This window comes from Limibacillus sp. MBR-115, from assembly GCF_040549425.1.
GTDB lineage: Bacteria > Pseudomonadota > Alphaproteobacteria > Kiloniellales > CECT-8803 > Limibacillus > Limibacillus halophilus.
Genome location: NZ_JBEPTJ010000013.1, coordinates 23,677 through 31,466 on the forward strand (window position 1 = coordinate 23,677; position 7,790 = coordinate 31,466).

At 56.9% G+C, this 7,790-nt stretch carries 7 protein-coding genes; 4 read left to right on the forward strand and 3 right to left on the reverse strand.

From position 1 onward, the window contains the following. Positions 1-7 precede the first annotated feature (7 nt). From ABIE63_RS17270 to ABIE63_RS17280, 3 genes are all read left to right on the forward strand, one after another. Positions 8-715 (forward strand): ribonuclease activity regulator RraA, encoded by a 708-nt coding sequence (locus tag ABIE63_RS17270; RefSeq protein WP_354506588.1) that lies wholly within the window; start codon positions 8-10, stop codon positions 713-715. A gap of 175 nt (positions 716-890) precedes the next feature. Beyond that, positions 891-1,808 (forward strand): dihydrodipicolinate synthase family protein, encoded by a 918-nt coding sequence (locus ABIE63_RS17275; protein WP_354506573.1) that lies wholly within the window; start codon positions 891-893, stop codon positions 1,806-1,808. 24 nt (positions 1,809-1,832) lie between these two features. Further along, positions 1,833-3,362, forward strand: coding sequence for an aldehyde dehydrogenase (NADP(+)) (locus tag ABIE63_RS17280; RefSeq protein WP_354506576.1), 1,530 nt, complete (start codon positions 1,833-1,835; stop codon positions 3,360-3,362). A gap of 149 nt (positions 3,363-3,511) precedes the next feature. On the opposite strand, the gene ABIE63_RS17285 is transcribed toward ABIE63_RS17280, so the two are convergent. Both ABIE63_RS17285 and ABIE63_RS17290 read right to left on the reverse strand, forming a co-directional pair. Beyond that, positions 3,512-4,648, reverse strand: coding sequence for an acyl-CoA dehydrogenase family protein (locus ABIE63_RS17285; RefSeq protein WP_354506579.1), 1,137 nt, complete (start codon positions 4,646-4,648; stop codon positions 3,512-3,514). Beyond that, the gene (locus ABIE63_RS17290) at positions 4,645-5,820 is read right to left on the reverse strand and encodes a CoA transferase (RefSeq protein ID WP_354506582.1); all 1,176 of its coding nucleotides are present in this window, start codon (positions 5,818-5,820) and stop codon (positions 4,645-4,647) included. The genes ABIE63_RS17285 and ABIE63_RS17290 overlap by 4 nt, the downstream gene beginning before the upstream one ends. 80 nt (positions 5,821-5,900) lie before the next feature. On the opposite strand from ABIE63_RS17290, the gene ABIE63_RS17295 reads away from it, so the two are divergent. Beyond that, positions 5,901-6,794 carry a LysR family transcriptional regulator gene (locus ABIE63_RS17295; RefSeq protein WP_183414592.1) on the forward strand — a complete coding sequence of 298 codons (894 nt, stop codon included), beginning with the start codon at positions 5,901-5,903 and terminating at the stop codon, positions 6,792-6,794. Between the two features lie 113 nt (positions 6,795-6,907). Here the strand turns inward: ABIE63_RS17295 and hutG are convergent, their stop codons facing one another. Further along, on the reverse strand, positions 6,908-7,699 hold the full coding sequence (gene hutG, locus ABIE63_RS17300) for an N-formylglutamate deformylase (protein WP_354506585.1): 792 nt from the start codon (positions 7,697-7,699) through the stop codon (positions 6,908-6,910). Positions 7,700-7,790 lie beyond the last annotated feature (91 nt).

Consider the following 7,790-nt stretch of genomic DNA (forward strand, 5'->3'; position numbering starts at 1 on the left):
AGACCGAATGTGCGATACGCGGGGAAAACTCAGCAGGGTCAGCACCGCCACAATTTGCACTGCCCTCTTTAAGCGTGGGCTCCGTAACCAATTTATCCAGGGCGTGCATCCGGTGGGAGACGTTACAAAGCGGATGATCGGTGAAGCTTACACGCTCCGATACATCCCGGCCCGGGAAGATCTAAATCAATTGAAGGTGTTCGAGGATCACTCGCATCCGCAACGCCAAGCGGTGGAACAGTGCCCCCCCGGCGCGGTGTTAGTCATCGATAGCCGCAAGGATCCTCGGGCTGCCTCCGCAGGCTCCATACTGTTGACTCGCCTGATGAAACGTGGTGTGGCCGGGGTGGTAACTGACGGCGGGTTTCGCGACACTCCCGAAATCACCAAGCTGGCGATCCCCGCTTATCACAACCGACCGTCGGCGCCCACCAATCTCACGCTCCATCAGGCGGTCGACCTTAACATTGCGATTGGTTGTGGTGACGTCGCCGTTTGGCCGGGAGATATGATTGTTGGCGATGGCGATGGCGTGGTTGTTATCCCGCGTGATCTTGCGGGCGAAATCGCGAACGAGGCGTTCGAGATGACTATTTTCGAAAACTTCGTCTCTGAGATGGTCATGAGTGGAAGGTCTACTTTGGGGCTTTATCCTCCCACCGACCCTGAGACTCTCACCGACTTCGCTCGATGGCGTGAAATGGAGGGGCAATAGACCGTTTGCCGGGCGGATGTCCAACGCCCAGCCATGACTGAACGCAGTCCTATTCGTTTTTTAATACATCGCCTTCTCAACGCATCACCCTCACCGACAAGGGCTGCAAATTCGATTGCTTCAAGGCGGGCTCTGACCCTTCAGCAACAAAACCCACTCTTTCTAAGGACACGCCATGGTTCTTGGCCTCGACAAAGCATTGACTGGTGTCTCTGGCATCCTCATCACACCCTATAGCGCTGGGGGGGACATCGCGCCAGAAAAGCTTTCGCCAATCATCGACAAGGCCATCAGGGCAGGAGTCCATCTACCGGTTGTCAACGGCAATACCGGTGAATTCTACGCCCTGACCACTGACGAAGCCTGCACCATGGTGCGAGAGGTTGCGGGCATGATCGCAGGCCGTGCGCCGCTGTTGGCTGGAATCGGGCGAGGCATCCGCGATGCTTGCCGACTTGCAAAAGTCTCTGCCGATGCAGGCGCTGCGGCGCTGATGATCCACCAGCCGCCCGATCCGTTCGTTAGTCCGCGCGGCATGGTGGACTATGTCAATGCCATCTCCGACGCCTCAGGCGCCCTCCCGATCATGCTTTACCTGCGTAACGACGCGATGGGCTCCTCCTGCATCAAGGCGCTTTGCGACCTGCCGGGCGTGAAGGGTGTGAAATGGGCGACCCCAAACCCGCTGAAACTGGCCGAAGCTAAGGCCGTCAGTGATCCGTCTATCGTCTGGGTTGGCGGACTGGCGGAGGTTTGGGCCCCTGCGTTCTATGCTGTCGGCGCGCGTGGCTTCACCTCCGGTCTTGTCAACGTCTGGCCGCAGCGGTCGATTGCCATTCATACCGCGCTTGAGGCGGGAAGCTACACCGAAGCGAACCGTCTAATCGCCGGGATGAATGCCTTTGAAGTCATTCGCACAGAAGAACTCAACGGCGCCAACGTCACCGCGGTCAAAGCTGCTCTTCAGGCGCTTGGGATTGATTGCGGCCCGACCCGGCCGCCCTCCGCCTGGCCATTAACCGCGGCCCAGAACGCAAAGTTGTACAGTTTCCTCACGACCAACGGCCTACTTGAATCCACTTGCCCAACCTGATCACTGGCTTGAAAGGACATAAGAATGGATGGCGCCCAAACGGACTCTACTCCCCACGGCAAACACTTGATCGCTGGCGAATGGGTCGCTTGCGACACGACATTCACCTCCGAACCCGCACACGGCACCGCCTACGACTACTCTATTGGCAGCCCCGAACTCGTTGATCGTGCCTGCAAGGCCGCGGAAGAAGCTTTCTGGGTCTACGGCTACACTAATAGCATTCAACGTGCGGTTTTTCTTGAAACAATCGCCGATGAAATCGAGGCGCGAGGACCGCGGATCACTAGCATTGGGACCTCTGAAACCGGTCTCCCCAGCGCCCGCCTCGAAGGCGAACGCGGGCGTACTACTAGTCAGCTTCGTCTCTTTGCGGAGCATATCCGCAAGGGTGACTACCTTGACATCCGTCATGATAAGGCGCTCCCGGAACGCCAACCTCTGCCTCGCCCCGAACTCTACATGGTGCAAAGACCAATCGGACCAATTGCGGTGTTTGGAGCCTCCAACTTTCCGCTGGCCTTCTCAGCAGCCGGCGGCGACACCGTCGCCGGACTGGCGGCTGGATGCCCAGTTGTGGTTAAGGGCCATTCCGCCCATCCCGGCACAAGTGAAATCGTGGCCGAGGCAATCCACGCCGCGATCACTAGATGTGACGTGCCCAAAGGGGCCTTCTCGCTGATCCAAGGTGGTAAGCGCGACGTTGGCCAGGCGCTTGTTCAGCACCCGCTCATCAAGGCGGTTGGCTTCACCGGCTCACTTGTCGGTGGCCGCGCGCTTTTCGATCTCTGCGCCAGGCGCCCTGAACCTATTCCATTTTTCGGAGAACTGGGTTCGGTCAACCCGATGTTTATCCTGTCCCAAGCGGCCAAAGCGCGGGGCGCGGAGATTGGTAAGGGTTGGGCTGGATCTCTGACAATGGGCGCAGGGCAGTTCTGCACCAACCCCGGCATCGCAGTAGTTACCGGAGGCCCCGACGGCGATGCCTTCGTGAACGCTGCTAAGGAGGCACTCACCTCCACCGGTCCGCAGGTTATGCTGACTGACGGTATTGCTAGCGCCTACCGGGCCGGCAAAACTCGTTTCGATAGTCGCAATGCGGTACAACCGCTGCTGACCAGCGCCGATGAAGGTCGCTCTGCCTCACCTAGCCTCTACGAGACAAGTGCGGAGAGTTACCTTCAGGATCACGCGCTTGGTGAAGAGGTCTTCGGGCCGCTCGGGCTGGTAATCAGGATAACAGGTGCTGAAGATATGGAAACACTTGCCAAAAGGTTCGAAGGCCAACTTACCGCCACGATCCATATGGACGAAGGCGACAGTAACCAGGCTCGCCGCCTGCTTCCGATTTTGGAACGCAAGGCGGGTCGACTTCTCGTCAACGGCTTTCCGACCGGCGTCGAGGTGGCGGACGCGATGGTTCATGGCGGGCCTTATCCGGCCTCGACAAATTTTGGCGCGACGTCCGTCGGCACGCTTTCGATCCGACGGTTCCTGCGGCCTGTCTGTTACCAAAACGTTCCTGCGGATTTTCTCCCCATGGACATTGCTTGACTCCAACCGGTGCGAAGGCACTGACAGTGCCCCGTCCACACATGACCACACCAGCGAAGCGGCTGCTCTCGTGTTGCCGAGTTAACGTGTCAACGGCCTCGCTATTGCTGAGACATACTGAGACGAGTTTGAATTTGTCTGACACCCCCTCAGGCCAGCAAACCGCGCGCAATGATGGTTCGTTGAATTTCCGAGGATCCTTCGTAGATGCGGAATATCCGAAGGTCGCGCAGGTATCGTTCCAGCGGGAAATCGCGGGTATATCCGTATCCGCCATGGATTTGCAGCGCCCTGTCGGCAACGCGCCACGCCGCTTCAGTCGCATAAAGCTTGGCCAATGCGGACTCGGTCGAATAGCGCTTTCCAGTTCCGCGTTTGACAGCCGCCTGCATCGACAGCGCCCGGGCCGCAGCCAGTTCGGTGGCACTGTCGGCCAACATCCATTGCAGGCCCTGGAAGTCGGCGATCGGGTGGCCGCCGACCTTGCGCTCCTTGGCGTATGAAATCGCCGCCTGCAAGGCCGCGTGGGCGATGCCGGTCGCTTGCGCCGCCACCTCGATCCGCCCGTTGTCCAACACCTTCATTGCAGTGCGAAAGCCAGTGCCCTCGTCGCCAAGCCGGTTTGCTTCTGGCACCCAGCAATCAAAGGTGATGCCAAACACATGGCCGCCCTTCAGGCCCATGGTACGCTCATTCGACGCGATATCGACACCAGCGATTATTTTCGGTTCGACGATAAAGGCGCTGACGCCCCGCGCACCGGCGCCTCTGTCGGTTTTTGCATAGACCACGATGAAATCCGCGGCCCCTGCATTAGAGATGAAACACTTGGACCCCTTGATCCGATATCCATCGCCTTCACGCACCGCGTAAGTCGTCATATCTGCCGGATTGGAGCCAGCCTGCGGTTCAGTCAGAGCAAATGCGCCAAGCTTTTTCCCCGCCGCGGCATCTGGCAAAAAGCGCGCCTGCAACTGCGCGTCGCCGCCCAGCAAAACCGAATCGGTTGCTAGGAAATGGGCGGTTAGCATCGAGGCAGTGGAGCCGCAGGCCCCGGCGATGGCTTCGACCGCAGCATACAGCGCCGGACCCGAAAGGCCGATACCTCCCATTTCTTCGGGCAGGTTGATGCCCAGTAAACCCATCTCAGCCATCGCGGGCAAATGGAGAGTGGCAAACATAGCCTCTTCATCCAGCTTTGCAGCCTGCGGCGCGAGTACTTCCGCGGAAAACCGCTCGATCTGGTCAATGACGGCAATCTCGTCCTCGGAAACAGGATAGTTCATTCGGTCTCTCCTTTGTCCAGGCCGCCCAGAATTTCCTCGGCATCGGCATTCAAACCCGGCGCAGCCTTACGGCCGCCGCGCGGCGCGTCACTGAAATGAACTGGTTGCTCCGGCACATTCAAGCGCCCAAGCACAGGATGTTCGACCTCGGATGCTAGCCCCCGCTCGACCGCCTGTGGCGATGCCCAAGCCTGCGCAACTGATTGGATTTCGGATGCGGGAATTCCAGCAGCAGATAGGCTGGAAACGATCTGATCAACGGTCTTAGCCCCGGCCCAGACTTCAATCCTCTCGGCAAGCGCAGGCTCGTTTTCGTGACGCAAAGCGTCTGAGGAGAACCGTGGGTCTTTTGCCAGTTCAGGCTGGCCAATCACCTCACAGAATGTTGCGAATAGGCGGTCATTCAAAACCGCCACGGCGAAATGCCCATCGCTTGCTGGATACGTACCAAACGGTGCCGAAAGCGAATGACGGTTGCCAGTGCGGGTCGGGGCGTCACCGCCCATCAAAGTGCGGCAGGCCAAAAGTGGCATCATCGAGGTCAACGCATCAAAGAGCGCAACATCCACATGCCGCCCCTTACCGGTTCGACTGCGGTCAAACAGCGCCACCATGGTGCCCCATGCAGCAAAAAGACCGCCCGCAACATCACCCAAAGCTTCGCCGATCATCGTTGGCGATCCGTCTGGTTCGCCGGTTACGTCCATCAATCCGCTCATTGCCTGAATGATAATGTCATAGGCTGGTTTGGCCGCGTTGGCGCCAGTTTGACCAAAGCCTGAGACCGACACATAAACCAAAGATGGAAATTCAGCCCGCAAAGCGTCGGCGCCAAGTCCCAATTTTTCCATCACGCCAGGCCTGAAGTTCTCAACCAACACGTCCGTGTCACGCAAAAGATGCTTGACCTTAGATATGTCTCCATCTGACTTCAGATTCAGAGAAATCGAACGCTTTCCCCGGTTAATGGCCTGAAATAGTAAGCTTTCGTTCTGATTAAAGGGGCCGACATGGCGATAATCATCCCCATGGGCCGCCTCCACCTTGATCACGTCGGCTCCAAGATCGGCCATCAGTGCCGTGCAATAAGGGCCGGCGAGAACGCGGGTGAAATCCAGAACGCGCACACCATCGAGGGGCTTTAGGTTGCCGGATATTGGGTTCTGTTGCATTGGCATCTCCAGTATTGCTCACTGGAGGTTAGGGCAAATTGTGCTATAGTAAAAAATACTAAAAACTGATATCATAATAAATGAAACCTATAGCTATCACACTACGACAGATCGACTTTGTGATTGCAGCAGCCGATGGTGGCAGCACGGCCGCAGCTGCGCGCATTCTGAACGTCTCACAGCCGTCAGTGTCACTGGCTATAGCAAAAGTTGAGGGTTATCTTGGCCGTCCTTTGTTTGCGCGCACCTCCGGACAGGGAGTCGTTCCAACATCTTACGGGCTTCAAAAATTGGGAGAATTCCGAGCCTTGCGTGCGCAGGCTCAGCAAGTTCTCGATACTAGCGCTGCGACACAGGCAATTCTTGACCTGGGCGTATTTTCAACTCTCGGCCCGCGCTATGCGCCGTCTTTGGTTCGCAGATTCCAGGAGGCACATCCAAAGGCACATATTCGGCTCCACGAGGCAGATCTGGAAACCTTGTCGGGTTGGCTAGAGTCCGGGCAAATAGATGTCGCGTTGACTTATGATTTTGGTCCCCCGTCAAGTCTCAATATCACACCGCTCGCTGATGTGCGCCCCTATGGTCTTCTGCCAAGCACTCACCCCTTGGCAGGCCGTAAATCCGTAAGCATGGCCGAGTTGTTGCAGGACCCACTGATCCTGATGAATCTACCGCACAGTCGCGGGTATTTTCTGACACTGGCGCAAATGCATGGGATAAGTCCAAAGATTGCGTATGAAACCGGCTCGGTCGAAATGCTTCGGTCGATGGTCGCAAATAACTTGGGCGTCGGGCTTTTGGCGACCGATATTACCCATAACACTGCTTATGATGGGCAGCCCGTTATACGAATGCCTCTTGAGGGGAATCTCGCGCCGCATCACATTGCGCTGGCGAGATCAATGCGGTTGCGGTCAAGCGCTCTGGTGGATCAATTCTGCAGCTTTGCGGCTCAGTCCTTCAAAGCTTGATCTGCGGCGTTGACGCTCTAGCTCACGAAGGTCAAGGAACCGCCCCACTTTTCAGGTTTTCTGGGAACACTAGTCGCGTTCCTTGACAGTGATTCCTACATTATCAAGAGGCGTTATATTCCCAGTTCAGGCGCCAGTGATGCAATCCGACCCAAAATTTCTGCCAGAACTGAACGTAGGGGGGCGCATTTCAACTCATCATATGTAAATGGCGGAGCTTCATTTACTAAGTAAGTGGATTGCGCCAATTCCATCTGAATAGCGTGAATTCCATGAAGAGGTCGGCCATAGTGGCGCGTGGTCCAACCGCCCTTGAAGCGCCCATTGGTGGCAGTCGTCCACTCTGTTGCTTTACAGATTGATTGCACCAAATCTTCGAGCCTTTCATCACAACTGCTGCTTGATGCGGTGCCAATGTTAAAGTCCGGTAATTTTCCGTCGAACAGATAAGGTATTTGAGATCGAATGGAGTGGCAGTCGTAAAGAATGGCAACGCCATGGCGCTTCTGCACCCGCTTTAATTCGACCTCCAACGCTGTATGATAGGGAGTGTGAAAGGCTGCTCGCCTTGCAGCTACTTCCGCAGCGTCGGGCGCGTTGCTCCAGATCGGCCGGCCGTCAAAATCCGTAACGGGCACCAGGCTAGTCGTATTTTGACCCGGATAGAGACTCTCGTTTTTTGGTGAGCGATTAGCATCAATCACATAACGATGAAAAGTTGCTCGCACTGTTGTCGCGCCGGGTAATAGACCGTGATAAAGGCGGTCGATGTGCCAATCAGTATTGGCGAGGGTTCGACCGCGGTCATTTAACTGTGCCTTGATGTGGCCTGGCAGCCATGTACCGCTATGCGGTATACCCAATACGATCGGCCCGTCGCCGCGTGACACCTCGACAGGTTTCATCCCCCAAGCTCCGGCAAACTGAGGTCGTGGGTGAGGCGACCGTCGGCGATCATCGCCGCAGCACTGGCGATATCATCGGCCAAGTAGCGGT

Coding starts and splice junctions, on each gene's coding strand:
- hutG (WP_354506585.1), bottom strand. CDS start 7,699: ATGAAACCTGTCGAGGTGTCACGCGGCGACGGGCCGATCGTATTGGGT.
- ABIE63_RS17295 (WP_183414592.1), top strand. CDS start 5,901: ATGAAACCTATAGCTATCACACTACGACAGATCGACTTTGTGATTGCA.
- ABIE63_RS17270 (WP_354506588.1), top strand. CDS start 8: ATGTGCGATACGCGGGGAAAACTCAGCAGGGTCAGCACCGCCACAATT.
- ABIE63_RS17285 (WP_354506579.1), bottom strand. CDS start 4,648: ATGAACTATCCTGTTTCCGAGGACGAGATTGCCGTCATTGACCAGATC.
- ABIE63_RS17280 (WP_354506576.1), top strand. CDS start 1,833: ATGGATGGCGCCCAAACGGACTCTACTCCCCACGGCAAACACTTGATC.
- ABIE63_RS17290 (WP_354506582.1), bottom strand. CDS start 5,820: ATGCAACAGAACCCAATATCCGGCAACCTAAAGCCCCTCGATGGTGTG.
- ABIE63_RS17275 (WP_354506573.1), top strand. CDS start 891: ATGGTTCTTGGCCTCGACAAAGCATTGACTGGTGTCTCTGGCATCCTC.